General features: G+C 71.5%; 10 protein-coding genes and 1 pseudogene. 5 read left to right on the top strand and 6 right to left on the bottom strand.

Annotated elements, in window-relative coordinates; genetic code table 11:
• Position 1 precedes the first annotated feature (1 nt).
• Together IE264_RS38650 and IE264_RS37920 are read left to right on the top strand one after the other, a co-directional pair.
• Positions 2–64 (top strand): annotated as a pseudogene (locus IE264_RS38650) (zinc ribbon domain-containing protein); the annotation flags it as partial.
• 555 nt (positions 65–619) lie between these two features.
• Positions 620–1546: a zinc ribbon domain-containing protein gene (locus IE264_RS37920; RefSeq protein ID WP_229887517.1), complete on the top strand. Its 927-nt coding sequence runs from the start codon at positions 620–622 to the stop codon at positions 1544–1546.
• A gap of 19 nt (positions 1547–1565) precedes the next feature.
• On the opposite strand, the gene IE264_RS13735 is transcribed toward IE264_RS37920, so the two are convergent.
• The 4 genes from IE264_RS13735 to IE264_RS13720 form a co-directional block, all read right to left on the bottom strand.
• The gene (locus tag IE264_RS13735; RefSeq protein WP_032758645.1) at positions 1566–2144 is read right to left on the bottom strand and encodes a hypothetical protein; all 579 of its coding nucleotides are present in this window, start codon (positions 2142–2144) and stop codon (positions 1566–1568) included.
• A gap of 1 nt (position 2145) precedes the next feature.
• Entirely contained in the window at positions 2146–2565 is a 420-nt protein-coding gene (locus IE264_RS13730; RefSeq protein ID WP_032758644.1) for a hypothetical protein, read from the bottom strand.
• Between the two features lie 118 nt (positions 2566–2683).
• Complete coding sequence (locus IE264_RS13725; protein WP_051821906.1) at positions 2684–9091, bottom strand: RHS repeat domain-containing protein; 6408 nt, start codon at positions 9089–9091, stop codon at positions 2684–2686.
• A gap of 215 nt (positions 9092–9306) precedes the next feature.
• Entirely contained in the window at positions 9307–13008 is a 3702-nt protein-coding gene (locus tag IE264_RS13720; RefSeq protein ID WP_051821905.1) for a LamG-like jellyroll fold domain-containing protein, read from the bottom strand.
• Positions 13009–13701: 693 nt separating this feature from the next.
• Between IE264_RS13720 and IE264_RS13715 the strand changes: the two genes are divergently transcribed.
• From IE264_RS13715 to IE264_RS13705, 3 genes are all read left to right on the top strand, one after another.
• Positions 13702–14568, top strand: coding sequence for a terpene synthase family protein (locus IE264_RS13715; protein ID WP_413252415.1), 867 nt, complete (start codon positions 13702–13704; stop codon positions 14566–14568).
• A gap of 265 nt (positions 14569–14833) precedes the next feature.
• A complete protein-coding gene (locus IE264_RS13710; RefSeq protein ID WP_051821904.1) occupies positions 14834–17119 on the top strand; it encodes an N-acetylmuramoyl-L-alanine amidase in 2286 nt (761 codons plus the stop codon).
• Between the two features lie 41 nt (positions 17120–17160).
• Complete coding sequence (locus tag IE264_RS13705; RefSeq protein ID WP_051821903.1) at positions 17161–18648, top strand: carboxylesterase/lipase family protein; 1488 nt, start codon at positions 17161–17163, stop codon at positions 18646–18648.
• On the opposite strand, the gene IE264_RS13700 is transcribed toward IE264_RS13705, so the two are convergent.
• Together IE264_RS13700 and IE264_RS13695 are read right to left on the bottom strand one after the other, a co-directional pair.
• Entirely contained in the window at positions 18645–19766 is a 1122-nt protein-coding gene (locus IE264_RS13700; protein WP_032758639.1) for a CopD family protein, read from the bottom strand. The two genes, IE264_RS13705 and IE264_RS13700, sit on opposite strands and share 4 nt — an antisense overlap.
• A gap of 88 nt (positions 19767–19854) precedes the next feature.
• Positions 19855–20070 (bottom strand): EF-hand domain-containing protein, encoded by a 216-nt coding sequence (locus IE264_RS13695; RefSeq protein WP_015611463.1) that lies wholly within the window; start codon positions 20068–20070, stop codon positions 19855–19857.
• Between the last annotated feature and the right edge of the window lie 19 nt (positions 20071–20089).

Genomic DNA, 20089 nt, shown 5'->3' with positions numbered 1-20089 from the left:
GATGCGCTCGTGTCCGGCATGCGGTACGGCCAACCGCGAGGACGACGACTTCTGCGGCAACTGCGGGTCGTACCTGGGATGGTCCTCGGAGGCCCCGAGGGGTGGCGGCGGGACGGCGGCCGCTGCCGATGCCGCTGGGGAGGCGGAGCCGGTCGGGCCTGTCGGCCCGGCGGGCCGGGTGGAACCTGCGGGTCCCGTCGCGGGTCCCCCGGAACCGGCGGCGGAACCCGCTGCGGAACCGGCGCGTGCGGGGGAACCCGCGCGCCCGGATGCGGAACCGGCGCGTGCGGCGGAACCCGCACGCCCGGCTGCGGAACCGGCGCGTGCGGTGCCCGACTCCCCGCGCCCGGCTGCGGAACCGGCACGCCCCGCTGCGGAACCCGCCCGCCCCATTGCGGGACCCGCACGCCCGGCAGAACCCGCACGCCCAGCCGCGGATCCGGCACGCCCGGTGGCGGAGCCCTCCCGCCCCGCTGCGGAGCCGACACGCCAGGCGGCGGGGCCGACGCCGCCGGTGCCCGGCCTTCCGCGCCCTGCAACCGAACCGGCACCCCCGGCGACCGCTCCCCCGCGCCCGGCGCCGGCGCCCACGCCCGCCACCCCCGCACCGCCCCCTCCCGTGGCACCCCCCGCCCCGCCGAGGCCGCGCACCGCGCCGGAGGCCGCGCGCCCCGCCCCCGTACGCCCGGCAGCACCGGCGCCGCCTCCCGTGCGGCCCGTTCGGCCCGTTCGGCCCGCGCAGCCCGCTCCCGCGCCCGAGGCCGACGCGCCCATCGGTGCCGTCCAGCCCGCGAAGCCCGTGGTCCGGCGGCCCGTCGTGCGGCCGGTGGACGCGGACGAGGCGCCGGACGGGCCGCCGTGTCCGGCCTGCGGTACGCCGAACCTGCCCGGACGGCGGTTCTGCCGGCGCTGCGCGGAACCGCTCCAGGCCAAGGAGGAGGCCGCGCCCCTGCCGTGGTGGCGCACGGTGTGGCCGTTCCGCCGCCGGGTGCGGGTCCGCTCGGGCCGGGCGCTGCGGCGGATCCTGCTGGTGCTGGCGGTGGTCGGGCTGCTCTTCCTGGGCTTCCTGTTCCTGCCGGCCGGGCGCGTGCTCTTCGAGGACGTACGGGACAAGCTCGGCGGTACGGCGGAGATCAGCCCCGCCGGGGTGAGTGCGAGCGGCGCGGCCCCCGGTCATCCGGCGGGCGCGGCCATCGACGGTCTGACCAACAAGTACTGGGGCGCACCGGCGTTGGGCTCGTCGCTGACGTGCACCTTCGGGACGCCGTTCCGGCTGGTCGGGGTCGTCGTGCACACGGGGGCGTCGAAGGAGCCCGAGGAGTTCCGGCGCGAGCCGAGGCCGATCCGGGCGGAGCTGTTCGTCGAGACGGCCGACGGAACGGTCCACGAGAAGAAGCTGACGTTCAACGACAAACCGGGGCCGCAGGAGGTACGGACGGGCATCAGCGACGTCGTCTCCGTCCGGCTCGTCCTGCGGGAGGCGGCGGGCCAGGACGGGGGCCGTCCGATCGCGGTCGGGGAGGTCGAGTTCTTCAAGCGCACCTGAGGCCGGGCGCGGGAGCGGCTCAGACGCCGGCGAGCCGGAGCACCGCCACCACGTACAGGGTGATGGTGATGATGAGGAGGAGCAGGGAGCCGGCCGTATGAGCCGTGAGCGGGCCGCGCGGGCCGATGTCCAGCGCGGCACGGGCGGCGGCGCTGACGACCGGCGCTCCTTCGGCCCCGGCGGGGATCCGATGGACGGCGCGCGCGAGCGAACGCCGGCTCCGCTCGGAGGTGAGCGCCAGCCGCACGCCGTCCCGGTCGCGGACGACGGGGGTGTGGAAGGCCCGCCCGTAGCTGAACCCGGTCCGCAGCCGGACGCGGCTGATGTGCCGGAGGTCCACGGTCCGCTCGCCGGTGAGCGTGCGGGCGGTCACGGTGGACATCGAGCAGCTGACCAGCCGGGCCTCCTTGTCGAGTTCCGGCAGCAGGAACAGGCCGACCGGGCCGCCGAGGATGAAACCGCCGATCAGGACCGCACCGGACGGGAGCAGTCCGGCCCGCACCAGCAGCCAGGCAACGCCCGGGGAGAGCATCAGCAGGACGACGGCCGCAGCCGTCCACCGCGCACGCGAACGGCCCTTCGCCGCAGGGCCCGCCACCTCAGGAGCCGAGCCGGTCCGGGCCGCCTGCCCGGCGCGCCCGGCGGACGGCCAGCAGGCCGGGCTCGGAGCGCATGTGGGGCGGCACCGCGAACTTCGGGGCGTTGAACAGGATGACGCCGGCCTCGCAGAGCAGGGAGACCAGGACGACGAGGACGGCGACGAGGACGATCCCGGCCCCGACGCCGCCCAGCTCGGTGTCCATGAGGCCGATCGTCAGCAGGACGGTGACCCCCCACAAAGAGACGCTGGTGAGCGCGAGAGAGCGGATCTCGCCGCGCTTGACCTCGATCCCGAACGGCATGAAGGCGAACGTCTCCACGAAATGGTCCACCAGCTCCGGGCGGCGCCACAGCTGAGTCGCCCGCCAGGTCATGAAGGCCGACCCGGCCAGGAAAAAGAGTCCGATGACATACGACACGACGTGTTCCTTCCGTGCTCCTGGGACTACCTGCGCACCTTGAGGGGGCCGCCGGGCCGGCTCCGAGGCTATGTCATCGCCCGCGGAGCCGGCCCGGCGCCCTTCAGTGGTCCGGCCGTCAGCCGAACCAGCCCTTCATCTCCTTCCACCCCTTGGACATGGCGTTGTTGACCGCACCCGTCGCCATGATCCCGGCGACGGCCCCGGCCGCCGCGCCGACCGCCCCGCCGACGACGGTTCCCACGCCAGGAGCGATGGCAGTTCCGATGGTGGCTCCGATGGTGGCGCCCATCTTGGTGGCGCCGAGGACGACCGCGGTGTCGACGACGGTCTCGGCGACCGTCAGCGGGATGTCCCCGCCGGTGGCCTGGTAGTTGGAGTAACCCGTGAACACGATGCCGCCGACCAGGAAACCTCTGCCTGCGGTCTGCATCGCCTTGCTGTTCCCGACCTGGCCGAGGCGGGCGACACCCGGATGGTTCTTCATGGACTTCAGGATCTGTGCCGACTGGCGGTTGGACCGCATGTCGGCCTTGGCCTTGCCCGTCAGTCCGCCCGCGCTGCTGAATCCTTCCTGGATGTAGGCGCCCGAGGTCATGAGCCCGTTGCCCGCGTTGCAGAGGTAGTTCCAGTCCGACTCGATACCGCAGTTGGCCGAGAAGGAGAGGATCGGTGCCGGGTCGGGGCCCATCAGGAGCGGGGGCTGGGACGGGGGCCCGTAGACGGGTCCGCCGCAGGCGGCCATGGGAGGCATGCCACAGCTGGGGGGGCCGTAGACGGGAACTCCGCCACCGCCGCCCGTGCCGCCACCGCCACCTCCGCCACCGCCACCGCCACCGCCGCCGCCTCCGTACTCAGGGCACTGGGGGTTGGACTGGCTGGGGCAGGGCGCTCCGCCACCGCCGCCACCGCCGCTGACGGGGATGCCACCGCGGCATTTGATGAGCCCTTGGAGGCACTCGGGAACGGCCTCACCGGTCGGGTCGGAGAAGGTGACCGGGTTGTTGTTGGCGTAGGCGTATCCGTTCAGGGACTGGCCCTGGTCCGTGCTGAGTTTCGGGTCGACGCTGATGAACTGGCCGGTGCCCGGGTCGTACTGCCGGGCCCCGACGTGCGTGAGTCCGGTGCGGGTGTCGTTGGTCTTGCCGAGGAAGCCCTTGTCGTCCGGCCACGCCCCGCCGGTGTTGGCTCCGCGGTTGCCACCGAAGGGCGTCGTGCGGCGCTTGGTGAAGGTCTGGGCACTGTCGGCCGAGACTGCCAGGCTCTGGGTGCCCTGGTGGTCACCAGCGAGGTAGGAGAGCTTGTTGGTTCCGGACTCGTTGCTCCGGACCGCGATGTTCAGGCTTCCCGAGGAGTAGCTGCGCTGTGCCCAGGTGGTGCCGTCGGCCCTGAGGTGCAGCTCCGTGCTGCCCGTGTAGAGGACGCGCTCACCGTTCTGGGTGTTGCGGATCAGGAGCTGTCCGTCGGCGTCGTACAGGTAGTCGGTCTTCTTGCCGCCCTCGGTCAGCTCGGCCAGCCGCCCCTCGGTCGACCAGTCGAGGCTCTGCCCGGCCGCCGGACCGGGCCGGCTCGTGGTGTTGCCCGAGCTGTCGTAGCCGTAACCGGTCTCGGGAGTCGTGCAGTTGGCGGTGCGGCTCGTCCCCGACAGGACGTGCGGGCGTCCCTCCTTGTAGCAGTAGGTGGTCGTGGTGTCGCCGGTCAGCAGGTGCTGCTTCTCGGCGGTGCGCTGGCCGGCCTTGTTGTACGTGTAGTCGGTCCAGTACGGCGCGGGCCCGGAGAGGCTGGTTGCGCTCGGGGCGCCGGAGCAGCTCTGGGAGGCGGGCGTCCAGGCCCTGGTCAGACGGCGGTGACCGTCGTAGCTGAAGCACTGGGTCTCGGCCGCGCTCGTGGAGCCAAGGGTGGTGGGGTCGGAGATGGCCGTGACATTGCCGGCCTCGTCGAAGGTGTAGTTCAGGTCCATCAGCATGTACGGGTGGGTCTGGTCCGTGACATGGCTGCGGGTGAGGCGTCCGGTGCCCTCCTCGAAGGTGTTGGTGACGTACATCTTCTTGACCGCTTCGGTGTTGGCCGTTCCCAGTACGTACTGCTGGGCGCGTCCGAGGGCGGAGTAGTCGGCCCCCAGGAGGTATCCCGTGCTGCCGATGATCGAGGTGACCTGACCGAGCGGTGTGTACCCGTACTGGATCGTCTCGGAGGGCAGTCCGCCCAGCGCCGGTTCCGTGTTGTTGCCCAGGGTCCCGTCGATGCGATAGGCGCTGGAGAACGGGATCGTACGGGGGGTTCCGGCCGTCACCAGGGGGTCGTCCGAGGGCAGCGTGAGGGTGGTGGCCACGGGGCGGTCGAGCGTGTCGTAGGCGGTGACCGTCTTGGTGTACGCCTTGCCCGAGCTGCCGCCGGCATAGCGGGTACTCGTCGCGGGCAGCCCCTTGAGCACGGTGTCGTAGGTGAATCCGGTCAGCTGGTGGGCGGCGTCCTCGATGCCGTCCCAGGTGCCCTTGGTCCGGCCCAGTTCGTCATAGGCGGTGAGGACGGCCCGGCCGCGCGAGTCGGTGCTTCGCACGACCTGGTCGAGCTCGTCGTAGCCCGATGTGGACGGTCCCTTGTCCGGGTCCTCGATGCTGGTCCGCCGGCCGAAGAGGTCGTAGCCGTAGGTCCAGGCGGCCCCGTCCGGGCCGGTGACGACCCGCTCCTTGTCGTCCAGCGTGTACTGGAAGAGGGTGGCGAGGTGGCCCGCCCCGAGTCCGCCGCCGAACTGCGGGTCGGCCGGATCGGGGCCCGTGTACTCCCTGCGTTCGGTCTTCCGGCCGCGGGCGTCGGTCAGGGTCCGCACAGCCGTGCCGCCCTGCTGCGCAGTGGTCGCCGTGGAGTCACCGGTGTAGGTCGTGGTGTCCTTCCACTTCGGCACCCCGTACACGAGCAGTTCGCTCGACACGACGCGCTCCGCCCCGTCGTGGACCGTGGCGGTCTGCTTGGGCGCCTCGCCGTACTCGGCCCGGGTGTAGACGCTGTTCGGGGCCGATGTGGTGTCGAAGATCTCCTCGTACTTCTCGTAGGCGAGACCGCGTGAGTCGTAGCGGGTGTCGGTCAGGACCCGTCCTCCCTGCGGACTCGGCGACTGCTCCTGGAGCGGGCGCAGCAGCGCGTCGTAGAGGATGTGGGAGGTGTTGTACGTCTCCCCGTCGGCTTTGATCGAGGCCGAGGAGACCGACGAGGGCTTGGTGTTGCGCAGCTGATAGGCGAACTTCTGTGTCGGGCCGTACCCCGCGGCCCGGTTGCGGTTGGGGCGCCAGACATCGGTCACCCGGCCCAGCGCGTCGTGGGCGAGCTCCGTCTTCTTGAGGTTCGCGTCGTAGACCCGCAGGTCGAGCCCGCGCCGGGGGTCGAGGAAGGTGGTGAGCGCGTGGCCCTTGGGGTTGGTGACGATCTTCTTGGTGAGCGGGCCGGCGGCGACGGGTGTGTAGTCGGTCGTGGTCCCCCGGCCGAGGGCGTTCTTCACGCTCGTGACGCGGCCCAGGGTGTCGTGGCCGGTGGTCTCGACGGTCTGCCAGGCGGGAACGGTGGCGCTGTAGGACTTCGCCCGCCCCGTCCAGGTCGGCAACCCCTTGGTGGGCTTCATCGTGGCCGACCAGGTGGCGTTGTCGTACGCCGTGGCGGTGTCGGAGAGCACGTCGCCGCGGGCCGCCGAGGTGGCCGGGAGGGAGAGTGCCGAGTCGAGGACGGAGCAGAGCTTGCCGACCACCCGCTCGCGGGAGACCTGCGCGACGAGTCCGGCGTCGGTGTTCCGGGCGTACCAGGTGCGGGTGCACGTCTCGTCGCCGGACTTGGCGTCGTCGCCCCGGTCCTGCTCCTGGTACACCATGCCGTGGCTGTCGTACTTCTTCTCGACCGTCCGGGAACGCCAGGCGTTCGTGGCGGTGAGGTAGGTGTGGGTGATCTCCTTCTCCGGGCGCACGTACCGCGCGATGTGGTCGTCCGCACCGGGGACGCTCTGGCGGGCGGTCTCCTCGGACCAGGGCTGGCTGGAGGTGGCGCTGACTGCCGTCGACCCGTTGAAGACCACCTGCTGGCGCAGGTGTCCGGCGTACTGGTCGCTGTCCTTGAGCGTGGCGAGGCCGAGGTCCGGCGTGCTGAGGGGCGCGACGTCGACCGACCGGGTCGTGCCGTCCTTGAGCCGGTCGCCGTCCATGCCCTGCATGTAGAGGGAGACGGTCTTGGAGCGGGTGGTCCCGACGGCCCCCTTGTTGACCGTGACCTGGCGGTAGCCGCGCCAGTCGGACCAGGTCCGCTCGTCCCTGGGGATGAACGGGTCGTCGCCGTAGTTCCAGGCGGCGCCGCTGTAGCTGTACGCGTGCTCGACCGTCTCGTTGTTGCCGGCCGGATCGGAGACGGTGACGGCGAGGACCCGGTACTTGTGGAACCAGTCGACCGAGGCGTCCTCGGCACCGTTGATGTTCCAGTAGAGGGGGTAGCAGCTGCGGGTGTTGGTGTCCTGCGCGGCCCCGATCACCTGGGACCGGACGCATTCGGGTGCCGACATCGTCACCGTGGTGATGGCCCCCGTCTCCGAGGTGACGGTGGAGATGCGCGGCCGGGTGAGCGGAAGGATGTCGTCCGTGCCGTCCACTCTGTTGGGACGCATGTGGTACGTGAACGAGACCGGGTCCATGCCGATGGCGGTCCCCGCCTTGCCCGTACGCTTGATCGACTTCAGCGTGAGCACCCGGTCGGAGGTGTCCCCGATGTCGCCGCCGTCCAGAAACTGCTGGGTGAGGGCCCAGGAGTCGACCGGATCGAACGCGCTCGTCGTGGCGTTCCACGAGAAGGTGTCGACCGAGGTCATCCGCTTGCGGGAGAAGAAGGAGGGGCCGACCGCCAGGCAGTCCGCGTCACCGTCGGAGCAGATCGCGTCGAAGGGCACGTCCGGCCAGTTGTCGGCGGTGTCCTTCGTCAGCGACGAGCAGTCGGACGCGGTGCAGCGCTCCGCGTACCCGAAGGTGACCTTGGCATCGGGCTTGTCGGTGAACAGCGCACCCTTGCGCAGGCCGTAGCTGATCTCCTTGAGGTAACCGCCCCTGATGTAGGACGCGTTGGCCTTGGCCGCCTTGTTCTTCTTGTAGTGGTTGGCCTCCTTGGCGTACCAGTACGTGGCGGCGTTCCCCGAGGTGTCCTCGACGAGGTCGAGGTTCCACCGCCACGCCTGGGTGAGCGAGCGGCCGGCGAAGCTCGTCGCGGCGTCGTAGCCCGGCTCCCCGGAGTCGTCGCCGAAGACCGGGACCGTCCAGGCCGAGTTGGTGCGCTGTGTGGTGGCGCCGTCGAGCTTGTCGAGGCCGAAGACGTACTTGGTGCCGTCTCCGGTGACGACGGTCCAGTACTCGCCGTTGTCGTCACCGTTGTCCGCACCGGTGGAGCGGGTCACCGTGGAGGCGTCGTCGTTCTCCAGCCGCCACGTGTTGCCGGTGTCCTTGACGAGGAGGGACGACACACCGTTGAGCACCAGCCGGGCGTTGTCGTACTTCCAGCACTGGTCGTGGATGCCGTCGTGCCCGTCGTCGTCGCAACTGCCGTAGGTCCGTTCGATGAAGGAGTCGCTGACCGCGAAGCCCTCACCGACGGAGGTCCCCTGGTTGTTGGTGGCGGCGGAGCGGCCGTCGACGCTGCCGGAGCTGTAGGCGAGCGAGAGCGAGGGGCTCGGGCCGGCCGCGGCGGGCGGCATCGTGAAGTCGTACTTCCAGGTGAACGATCCGGAGCTGCCCCCGGCCTCCCAGGTCGCCGACGGAGCGAGGTCGGTGGCCGAGTAGTCACCGCTGCCGTCGGGCGCGGCACCCTCGCCCGCGCCGGTGGCGGCGAGGGCGAAGACAGCGGCTCCGCCGGAGGAGGGCGCCGCCGCCGTGCGCGCACCGGTACGCGAAAGGCTTCCGGGCAGCTCGACGGCGGCCGTCACGGTCCGGTCGGCCGGATCGTTCCGGGACGGGAGCGGGGTCTGCTCGCGGCATTCGGTGCGGCTCGGGGTGGTCAGCGCGCAGTCCGGAAGCCGGACCAGGCGCAGCCGGCCGCTCCAGCCGCCGCCTATCGCCCCGGCGAGTTCCGTGTAGTCGATGCCGATCTCGACCTGCCCCGCCGCTGCCGCTTCCGCGGTGAGCAGGACTCCGGTGACACCGGCCGCCGCGGCGGCGGCGGGATCGAGGACCGAGACGCGCGTCTCGGTACCGGCCGGAGCGGCGGCCTTCCCGCCGGCCGGCCGTACGGTGACGGGCAGGCCTCCGGGCTTCGCGGCTGCGGATCCCGAGCGTTCCGTCCGCAGGATCGCCGTGCCCCGGCCGGGCCAGCCCTTCCTCTGGTCCGTCCGTGCCCGGGCGGCCTGGGCGGCGTTGGCCTTCTTGTCCTTCGCGACCTGGGCCCGGGCAGCCTCGGCCCCGGGAGTGTCGATCGCGCGGACCTTGCTCACCCGGGCGTCGGGGAGGCCGGGCCTGCCGAGACCGCCCCCGTCCGCCCGGGCGACCGGGGCGAGTCCGATGGGGACGGCCATCGCGAGTGACACCGTGATGACCAGCGAGCGGGTTCGATGTCGTCGTACCCCGTCGCGCACGGCTCGGGCCGCGCCGATCGTTCTGATTCTGACAGAGCGCCAGGACATGCCAGTCTTCCTCATCTGCCGGCCGGGAAGCCGGGCCCCGCTCGGGGACCGGCCTGGGTCGAAGGGGGCGGGGCGGGTACCGAGGCCCGGTACCCGCCCCGCCGCGCTCAGTCCCCGATGTGCGTATCGATCTGGTCCGAACCGGCCACCGCGCCGGCGAAGAGACGGACCTCCGAGATACGAGCGGGCAGGTGGTAGCCCCAGACCCGGGAGTACCCCTTGCCGATCGCGAAGTCACCCGAGCCGAGAGCCGCGGCGAAGGCCTTCGCGTCACCGTTCTGGCTGTGTCCCAGGTACAGACTGATGGTCCCGGAGACGGGGTCGAAGGAGCCGGTCAGCCGTACCGGGCTGTCCAGTGCGGCGACCTCGTCGGAGACCACCGAACTGAACGTCTCCGTCACGATGTCGTAGCTGCCGAAGTGCCACTTCCCCACCGGTACGACGCGCTCCTCCAGGGTCGTCTCGTCGAGCACGGTGTCCTTGCCCGTGACCTGGTACCAGAGTCCCCAGTGCAGGATGTGGTCCTGGGCCTGGCCGAGCACGCCCCCGACGTATCCGACGCTCTTCTGCGCCAGTTTCTCGGCGTCCAGAGCCACCGTCGTCGTCACGGTGAACGCACCGCTGCCGTCGACCGGCGGTCCGACGATCCGGGCGGCGTCGTCGACGCCGTCCAGCACCAGCTCTCCGTCACTGAACGTGGCGCCGCCCTCCACCGTCAGGCTGGTGCCGTAGCCGGAGGTTGTGTCGGGAATGGTGGTGCCGCTGCCCTGCGAGGCCTGCCAGTCGGCGACCAGCTCCAGTCCCGCGTAGCTCTGGGACGTCAGCAGCTTGGACTCGTCGGCCACTTCCTTGGCGGTCAGGGCGCGCTGCCAGATGGCCACCTCGTCGATGGAACCCTTGAAGGCCTGGGTGTAGGCGTCGGCGTACATCGTGCGTCCGATCTCCAGGGTGCCGCCGCCCGCCCAGGAGGTACCGGCGTCCGCCGACGCGGCGTGCTTGCCGTTGAGGTAGAGGTGGATCTTCTTGGCGGTCGCGTCGTGCACTCCGGTGACGTGGGTCCAGACGGCCCGGGGATAGGTGGTGGGAGAGGTGGCCGCACGGGTCCACTCCCCCTCCGTGGAGAAGGCACGCAGGCTCCACTTGCCACCGCCGTAGGTCAGGCTGAACGGGCTGTGCTTCTGGGTCCACGGGCCGGCGGCGGCGGGGGTCTGGCTGAGGACCGTGTGGGTCAGGTACGCCTCGGGGTCCGCCCACACCCAGGCCGACACCGTGTAGGAGGACCGGGTTTCGAGGACGGGCCCGGCCGTGGTGGCGTGGCTGCCGGTACCGCCGTTGAGCCTCAGCCCCTTGTCCACGACGGGGGTCGCCAGCGGCACCCCGGAGGCGCTGTGTGTGATCAGGCCTCGGCGGCCCCGGTCATCACGCGTCGCAGCGGAGCCCAGCGAAGCGGGGTGCCGGGTCGATCCGGCGGTTCCGCTGTCCACCGCGGCGCCGGATGCCTCGTCGAAGCGGTAGCGGGCCACGGGGCCCGCACCGGCGGCGACCAGGAAGTCCACCGCGCTCCAGGCTCCGTAGCGGCCCACGTTGTCCTTGGCCCGGACGAAGAGCGTGTAGGTGCCGGAGGCTTCGGGGGAGATCGACGCCGACGGGCTCGCACCGTTGACCGTCGGCCAGGTGTTCCAGGACGAGAGGGTGTACTGGTAGGACACGTTGGTCGTATCACCTGTGGCGGGGGCGAAGGACCAGGTGCCCTTCACTCCCGGACCACCGGAGGACGCACACGCGTTGGGGGTGCAGAGCGAGTACGGACTGCCGAAGGTGATCTTGGGTGCCTTCGGTGCCGTCGGGTCGACCTTGAAGTAGCACCAGCCGGTGGTCGAGGCGTTCGACGGGCCCGAGAGGTAGCTGCCGCCTCCGTTGTAGTAGGAGCGTGCCCAGGCCCGGTAGCGGTAGAGCTTGCCTTCGGAGAGCGCCGACCAGGAGATCGTCTGTTTGACGTTGTCCCCCACGTATCCCGTGGAAGGACGCAGGTCACCGTTGCCCGCCGTGGTGTCGCCCCAGCTGCCGTCGCTGTTCTTGTGGTCGAGGTCGAAGTAGATGCGCAGCTGGGCCCCGCTCTCCCCGCCGGCCTTGGTCTGCGGGGTGGCCGCCAGCGTGGGCGTCGGATCCGAGATCACGGAGGGGTTCGACTCCGTCTTCGCGCAGACCGTACCGGTTCCGGTCACCACGCCGATGGCGGTGGGGGTGTCGGGTACGCCGACGAAGTCGACGGCGAGCACCGCGTCGTTGCGGAACCGCTTCCAGGCGGAGGTGTCCGACTCGTCATGCGCGCGGAGTTGCAGGGTCAGCCGCGAGAACGAGCCGGCGGCGAAGGACTTCACCGTCGGCGTCAGGTTCTCGTTGGTCTCCTCGGGGTTGTCGTTGAACTCGATCGGCGCGTCCGGGGAGTCCGGGTCGCACAGCGAACCCCGGCCGGCCGATACGTGCCGGTCGCCCATCAGGTCGAGTTCCTTGGGCCGGGACGACCAGGTCGTGGAGGCCGAGATGTTGTTCGTGCGTACGAGGTCGACCCAGCGCGGGTCGCACTGGAACGCCCAGGGCTCGGTGACCCGGAACGTTGCGTCCAGGACCTGCTTGCCCTTGAGGCTGGCCGGCGAGAACTCGAAGTACAGGCGCTGCACGTAACCGGGTCCGCAGGCGTAGCCGTTCCAGGAGCCGCACTTGCCGACGCCCTTGCCGAGGTCGTCGTCCCCGTTGCCCCAGCCGTAGGACTCGTAGCCGTCGCTACGCAGAAGCGTGCGCTCCGACTCGCCCCAGGTGACGGTCGGGTCGATGAAGAGAGGGAAGTCCGCCGCTTCGGTACCGGAGAGCAGGGCGGGGTCGGGCACCACGGAGAGCGCGTCCTTGGAGACCTGGACGTCCATGAGGGCGATCCTGTCGCCCTGGCCGGGCTCCAGTCCCGCCCCCGAGGGCGCGGTCTCGGCGGGGTCCCCGGGGGTACGGGTGACGGCGTCGGCGGCCGCCGGGGCGGCCAGGGCACGGGCGCTGCCGCCGGACGTGGCCTTCCCTGCCGAGTTCCACATCTGCGCGGTCGGCGCGCGGAACACCGTCGCGCCCGACGCGTCGACGGCAGCCAACGCACCGGTGGGCGTCCGGCGGACCGTCAGCCCCATGCTGTGCAGCCCGAACGTGAGCTTCCGCAGCTCCTTGTTGGCTGCGGCACGGGGAGACTTGACGATGACGACGTGCTGGAACCCTTCGACGGTGGCGGTGACCTTGAGGTCGGTCTCGGGCAGCACTTCGCGGTACAGCGCGCCCGCGCCGGTCAGTTCCGGTTCGGGCAGGCTGCCCGGCCAGTCGAGGGCGAGCGAGCGGCCCTGCTGCGCTATGGACACCAGGGGCTCGTCGCGCCCGCCGGCGGAGAACGACATCTGCACAGCCGCGGCCTTCGGGCCGATGCTGCCGTCCGGGCGCCGCTCCAGTTCGGCGTCGGGGCTCTGCCATCCGCCCCCCGGCTTGGCGACCCGGACCGGAACCGACGCCTCCTCCAAGGTGAAGGTGTATCCGTCCGGATTGGCGAACACCGTCGTCCGCTCCGAGCGTTGCCCCCTCACCTCGACCCGCTCGCCGGCCTTGCGCGCGTCGGCCAGCGCCCGCTGACCTTCACTCAGAACCGGCTCCGGGGAGGCCTCGACGGCCTGAGCGCCCGTCGTGGTCAGACCCGCCAGAAGTACGGTCGCGGTCGCACTCGCCACCCAGGCGGCAACCGCCTCCGTACGAGTGCGTCTGAGACGTTGCTTCCTTTTCATATCCCCCACCCCAGCGTCACGAAGTGATCACTAATGAGAGCTGTCTACGCGTGGAGGCGGGATCCGGTCAGCCCGGAAGCCAGGCCGTGATCAAAGCGTGACGCAAATATCGGCCACTCACCCTGCAAATCGGTCACATCGCGGGGCTTGGTCTCGGAGCCGGACCCCGGCCTGCCGGTCTGGGCGATCTCGCTCAGAACCCGCTGTCGGCCCAGTCCCAGAAGTGCACTCCACCCCCACAAGCGATCCCAAGGTTTGCAGGGGCCACACAGTTTCGGTCACGGCCGGGTTCCCTCAACGCTCAACTAGCGGTTGACTGGGCATCACGCATGGTGACGCGTTCACCCTCGTCGGCCCGCCGGTCCTGCCGCAACGCCCTGGCAACCGGTGGAGGAAAGAGGACACCGATGGCCGTCCCACCTCGTACGTTCCCTCCGGGGCCCGGCGGGGCCATGCCCGGCGGGCGGACCCGGTCGGGCCGACGCCCATGCGCGATCACCGGGAATGCGCGGTGCGCATCGCCCGTCCGTACTCATTCGACGAGGGGCAGCAATGAGTCAGATAACGTTACCGGCGTTTCACATGCCGTTCGCCAGCACCGGGTGCAATCCGGGTCTGGAGAAAACCAGGGAAGCCGCCTGGGAATGGGCGGAAGCGGAGGGTCTCATTCTCTCCGTTCCGGCCCGCAGGAAGATGATCCGCACCCGGCCCGAACTCTGGATTTCCCTCATCTTCCCGAAAGCGTCGCAGCACCATCTGGACCTCTTCTGCCAATGGCTGTTCTGGGCCTTCCTGGTGGACGACGAGTTCGACGACGGACCGGCCGGACGTGACCCCCTGATGTGCGAGGCGGCGATCACCCGGCTGGTGGACGTGTTCGACGGGGCCGCGCCGCACGGGCCGATGGAGCAGGCGCTCACCGGGCTGCGCGAGCGGACCTGCCGCGACCGCTCCCCCCAGTGGAACCGGCAGTTCCGGCGGGACACGGCGGCCTGGCTCTGGACGTACTACGCCGAGGCGGTCGAGCGGGCGGCCGGGCAGGTGCCGAGCCGGGTGGACTTCGTCAAGCACCGCCGGGACTCGGTGGCCATGCAGCCGTTCCTGGATCTGCACGAGATCACCGCCGGAATCGATCTGCCGGATTCCGCCCGCAGCCTGCCCGCGTACATCGCCCTGCGGAACGCGGTGACCGATCATTCAGGACTCTGCAACGACATCTGCTCGTTCGAGAAAGAGGCCGCGCTCGGCTACGAGCACAATGCGGTGCGGCTCATCCAGCGCGACCGCCGCTCCACACTCCAGGAAGCCGTCGACGAGGCCGGAATTCAACTGGCACGTATTGCCGAGCGGGTGGTGCGGGCGGAAAAGGAGCTGATCGAGGAAATCGACGCGGCGGGAATCAGCTCCTCGACCCGGGCCGCCCTGGAACGGTGCGTACAGGACTACCGGGGGCTCGTGCGGGGCGACTTCGACTATCACGCACGCGCCGAGCGCTACACCCGCCCGGATCTGGTGGAGCTGGACGCACGGAACTCGATGTCCCAGTATTTCGCCGCCTGAGAGCGACCCGCTCCACCCGCGGGAGGACAGGGCCTGGAAGGCGGAAGCGTTCCAGGCCCTGGGGACCGGGACCGTCGATCGGATCACATCTCAAGCGATCGGGAAAGAACAGGTCCGGTCGGAAGCGATCGCATGGAAGACTGTCCCCTGCAAGCATGTCCCGGGTCGCCCCACCGGCCGGGCCGACCACTGCGTCGTGCCCCCGGTCAGCGACCGACCGGTCGGAATGCCATGTCTTCCACCACAGTCCCCGGGGAAATCACACGTGAGATCACAGCGAAGAATATGGACCACGGCTGCCGTCGCGACGGCGGCCGTGACGGGCGTCCTGGTGTTCCAGGGCGTGACGGGCGGCTCCGGCCCCGACGGTGAAGCGGACGCCAAGTCCGCTCCCGCGGAGGCGGACGTCTACCGGACGCCGCTGAAGACCTCCGAGGACGGCGCCTCCGCCTCCCTCGCGCAGCGCGACACCGAACGCTTCAGCCTCCTCGGCGTCACCTGGACCGACCCCGCCGCCAAGGTGACGGGCCGGGTCGAGGCCCGTACCCGCTCCGCCTCCTCCGGCAGGTGGACCGGCTGGCTGCCCCTGGACACCGAGATCGACGGACGCACCGAGGCCGGCCGGACCGGCGTCCGGGGCACCACCGAACCCCGCTGGGTCGGCCCCTCGAACGGCGTGGAGGTCCGTATCAGCGCCGCGGACGGCGTCAAGGCCGGGCTGCCCGCAGGGCTGCGGCTGGACACCGTCGACCCGGGCGGGAACGCCACCCCGCTCGCCGCCGAACCGGCCGCGTTCGCCGTCGAGGAGACGCCGGGCGAGGAGCCGACGCCCGGCGAGGAGACCCCGACGGCCACCCCGACGACGGAGGAGCCGACCGAGGAGCCAACGCCCTCCCCCACGCCGACCACCGAGTCCCCCGAACCGCCGTCCCCGACCCCCACGCCGAGCGGGACCACCGCGTCCCCGACGCCGACCGCCTCGCCGACGCCCAGCCCCTCCTCGACCCCGCCGCTGCCGCCCGGCCCGCCGTCCACGGTGCCGCAGCCGCCGATCGTCTCGCGGGTCGCCTGGCAGGCCGACGAGTCGCTCAACAACGAGTCGCCGGACTACCTGGAGAAGGTCAAGGCGGTCTTCGTCCACCACACCGCGCAGACCAACTCCTACTCCTGCACCGACTCCGCGGCCATCGTGCGCGGGCTGCACACGTACCACGTGAAGTCGAACGGCTGGAAGGACCTCGGCTACAACTTCGTCGTCGACAAGTGCGGCACGATCTTCGAGGGCCGCAAGGGCGGTGTGGACCGGGCCGTGCTCGGCGCGCACACCTACGGCTTCAACCGGGACACCACCGGGATCGCCGTCATCGGCATGCACACGGACACCCAGGCCGCGAGCGCCGCGACCACCGCCGTCGCCCGGCTCGCCGCGTGGAAGCTCGGCCAGTACAAGGGCGACCCGACGGGCACCGTCCAGCTGACCGCCGGGGCGGCGGGCGGAAACTTCTTCGGGACACAGTTCGCCGCCGGCAAGGCGTACCCCTTCCAGCAGATCTCCGGACACCGGGACGGGTTCAACACCCAGTGCCCCGGCGGCAGCCTCTACGGACAGCTCCCCGCCATCCGCTCCCTGGCCGGCGGGTCGGTCACCGGCCTCACCATCTCCTCGGTGACCGGAGCGAGCGCCTCCGGCTCCACGTACTACACCAGGTCGGCCGTCACCGTCGGCTGGAAGGCGACCACCCCCGCCGCCTTCGTCAAGAGTTACGAACTCCTCGTCGGCGGCAAGCCGGTGGCCACCGTCAAGGGCAACGTCACCACGGCCGCGGCCACCCTCGCGCTCGGCAAGCACTCCGTGCAGGTGCGGGCCACCCACCAGTCGGGCAAGGTCACCACATCGCCCGCCGCCACGGTCGTCGCCGAGCGCACGGCCCCCACCTTCACCGCCAAGCCGGCCCTCACCCTGCGCACCGGCACGGTGAACACCGCCGCCGTCCCGCTCACCCTGAAGTGGAAGGCCACCGACTCCGCCGCCCTCAAGGAGGTCCGGCTCACCGCGCCCGTCGCCAGGACGTACGGCCCGACGACGGGCAGCGCCTCGCACACCGCGAAGTCCGGCAAGGCGACCGCCTGGAAGATGACGGCGTACGACCACGCGGGCAACACGGCCGCCGCCTCGGTCTCCGGCACCCCGGTGATCCTCCAGGAGACCGCCGCCAAGAAGACCGGGAAGTGGGCCTCGAAGTCCTCCGCCGGCTATCTCGGCGGCAAGTCCCTCTCCAGCAGCACCAAGAACGCGAGCCTGACCTGGACGTTCACCGGCCGGTCAGCCGCCTGGGTGGTGTCGCGGGCCGCCACTTCGGGGCAGGCATACGTCTATGTCGACGGCAAGAAGGTGGCCACGGTGGATCTGAAGTCCTCCACCACCAAGTACCGGGACGCGATCTGGACGAAGTCCTGGTCCTCCAGTGCCAAGCACACGGTCAAGATCGTGGTGGTCGGCACGAAGGGCCGCCCGGCCCTCACCACGGACGGACTGGTCTATCTGAAGTAGGCGGCTCCACCACCGCACCGCGAGAAGGGTTGGCACGCACCATGTCCGACATCGTGGCAGGCGTCCGGGCGGGGAATCCCCCGCAGGCCAGGACCGTGCAGGGCACCGTGCGCGGTGCGGTGGAGAGGGGTGTCGCGGTCTTCCGTGGCATCCCGTACGCGGCGGCGCCGGTCGGCGCGCGGAGGTTCCGCGCGCCGGAGCCGCCGGAGCCGTGGGAGGGCGTGCGCGAGACGGTCGCGTTCGGGCCGACGGCCCCCAAGCGGCCCTACACCCCGCCGCTGGACCGGCTGCTGCCGGACCCGGAGGTGGCGGGCGACGAGTGGCTCAACCTCAATGTGTGGACGCCGTCCACCGGGGCCGGGGGGCTCCCGGTCCTGGTCTGGATCCACGGCGGTTCGCTGCTGCACGGTTCCTCGGCGGTGCCGGTGTACGACGGGTCGGCGTTCGCCCGGGACGGGGTGGTGCTCGTCTCGGTCAACTACCGGCTGGGCGTCGAGGGCTTCGGGCTCTTCCCGGACGCGCCCGCCAACCGGGGGCTGCTGGACCAGCTGGCCGCCCTGGAGTGGGTGCGGGACAACATCGCGGCGTTCGGCGGCGATCCGGACCGGGTGACGGTGGCCGGGGAGTCGGCGGGGGCGGTCTCCATCGCGGCCCTGCTGGCGACGGAGCGTTCGGCGGGCCTGTTCCGGCGGGCGGTGCTCCAGAGCGGGGCGCCCGCCGCCCTGACCCCGGACGCCGCGCGCGGGACGACCGAGCTGATCGCCAAGCGGCTCGGGGTCCCCGCCACAGCCGCCGCACTGGCCGCCGTGGACCCGGAGGCGCTGCTGACGGCGCAGACCGGAGTGACGAGCGGCGGCAACCCGCTGACCGGCCGCAACTCGTTCCAGCTCGTGGTGGACGGCGAGCTGCTGACCCGGGACCCGGCCGAGGCGCTGCGCACGGGCGCGGCCGCCGGGGTCGGCCTGCTGATGGGGACGAACACCGAGGAGTACCGGCTCTGGTTCGTCCCCGGCGGCCTGACGGAACGGATCAGCAGGCTGAAGCTCCGCCTGGCGCTGCTGAAGTTCAGGGTCCCGAACGCCACCGCCCGCGTCTACCGGGCCAACCGCCCCGACGCCACCCCGGGCGAGATCCTCGGCGCGCTCGCCACGGACCTGCTGCTGCGGGTCCCGCTCAACCGGCTGGCCGACGCGCGGGCCGGTGCCCCGGCGTCCACGTACGTCTACGAGTTCGGCTGGCCCTCCCCCGTACAGCGGCTCGGCGCCTGCCACGCGCTGGAGCTCGGGTTCGTCTTCGACACCCTCGCCCACCCCGACACCATGGCCCTGACCGGCCCGGACGCCCCGCAGGAGCTGGCGGACGCGATGCACCGGGCGTGGGTGGACTTCGCGACGACGGGTGACCCGGGGTGGCCGTCCTGGGACGCGTCCCGGCCGGTGCGGTTCTTCGGCCCGGACGCCCCGGCCCTCGTCCTGGCCCCGCGCGACGACGAGTTGCAGGGCTGGGAGCCGTACCGGAAGCAGCCCTAGGGCCGCATCGAGATCCAGTGCGGGTCGGGGACCACGGTGAGGATCGCCGAGACGACCACGACCGCGCCCAGTACGACCTGTTCGCGGCGGGCCAGGCGGTGGGCGAGGGCCGGGTCGGTGTCCCGGAGCATCCGCCGCCGGGCCGCCACCGCCAGCGCGCTCACCACCGTCATCAGCGCCAGCTTGACCAGCAGGGTGCGCCCGTAGGCGGAGGTGAACACCACGTCCAGCGGCAGCCGGCGCAGGGTGGAGGCGGTCCCGGTGGCGGCGAGCGCGACGTACAGCCAGACCGCCAGGCGCGCGTACCGGCCGAGCAGTGCGCGGGAGGCGACGGGTGACCCGCGCCAGAGCCACATGGTCCGCAGGACGTACAGCAGGCCCCCGGTCCACAGGGACGCGGCGGTGAGGTGGACGACGGTGAGCGCGGCCCCGATCTCCGGGCTGTACGCCTCCGGGTGGGCGCGGATCGCCTCCGCGCCGATGACGACGGCGAGCGGGGCCAGGGCCAGGGCGGGGCGCTTGCCCGCGGCGCATCCGGCGGCGAGGACCAGGCCGTTGGCGATGAGGAGGAGGAGCCCGCCGTCCCGGGTGGCGTACGTCTCGGTGATCCCGAGACCGCTGACGGCGGCGAGCTGGACGATCTGTCCGGCCGCCGCGGCGGCCCCGGCGAGCGCGGCGCAGACGGACCAGCTCCGCACGGCGGTACGGGGGCGGCCGCGGACCGGCCGGACGAGCTGCGGGGCGAGCAGCTCGCCGAGGTGCACGGCGAGCGCGGTGAACAGGACGGTACGGAGCAGGGTGGTGAGCCCCGCGCCGGGTATCCGCAGCTCCCCGGTGCCGCGTGCGACGAGCCCGGGTCCGAACAGGGCCATGAGGAGCGCCAGGAGAGCGGCGGCGGCCAGGGAGGCCGGGAGGAGGAACCGGGAGCGGCGGCCGGAGCCGTCGGCGGAGGGCACGACGTCGGCCGTCACCGCGACGGGCGATGCACCTGTGGGCAGCGGTGGTACGCCGATGGACAGCGCGAGGGTCGGTGCGTCGGACGGCACAGCGGCCGGCGGCGCGTCGGGACCGGTCGGAGCGGTCCGTGCGGCCGGATCGGCGGGAGTTCCGGAGAACATCACGGCTCGATCCTCTCCGGTGGACAAACACACGGCAAACGGCACAGGCCCCCGGCCGGACCAGCTCGGCCGGGGGTCCCGCGGCGACTCAGGCCTTGTTCCGCGAGGCCCAGAACTCGTCGAAGGTGAGCAGGCCGTCCCCGTTGGCGTCGTGGGCGTTGATGATCGCCTGTGCCACCGTCTCGGTGACGAACGGGTCGCCCAGCTGCGCCATCGCGCTCTTGTACTCGTTGGCCGTGATGAGCCCGTCGCCGTTCCCGTCGAACTTCTCGAATGCCGTCCGCGCCGACTCGATGTCCGCCACAGTTCCGCCCCTTCGTGGT

Origin of the sequence: Streptomyces microflavus, assembly GCF_014650075.1 — a bacterium.
Lineage (GTDB): Bacteria > Actinomycetota > Actinomycetes > Streptomycetales > Streptomycetaceae > Streptomyces > Streptomyces microflavus.
The sequence above is the reverse complement of the archived record's forward strand: the minus strand, read 5'-3'. Positions and strand labels throughout refer to the sequence as shown.

What these genes read in the sequence shown, in the direction of transcription:
- IE264_RS13725 (WP_051821906.1), bottom strand. Translation starts at nt 9,091, where the DNA reads ATGGCCGTCCCCATCGGACTCGCCCCGGTCGCCCGGGCGGACGGGGGC.
- IE264_RS13720 (WP_051821905.1), bottom strand. Translation starts at nt 13,008, where the DNA reads ATGAAAAGGAAGCAACGTCTCAGACGCACTCGTACGGAGGCGGTTGCC.
- IE264_RS13715 (WP_413252415.1), top strand. Translation starts at nt 13,702, where the DNA reads ATGATCCGCACCCGGCCCGAACTCTGGATTTCCCTCATCTTCCCGAAA.
- IE264_RS13700 (WP_032758639.1), bottom strand. Translation starts at nt 19,766, where the DNA reads ATGTTCTCCGGAACTCCCGCCGATCCGGCCGCACGGACCGCTCCGACC.
- IE264_RS13705 (WP_051821903.1), top strand. Translation starts at nt 17,161, where the DNA reads ATGTCCGACATCGTGGCAGGCGTCCGGGCGGGGAATCCCCCGCAGGCC.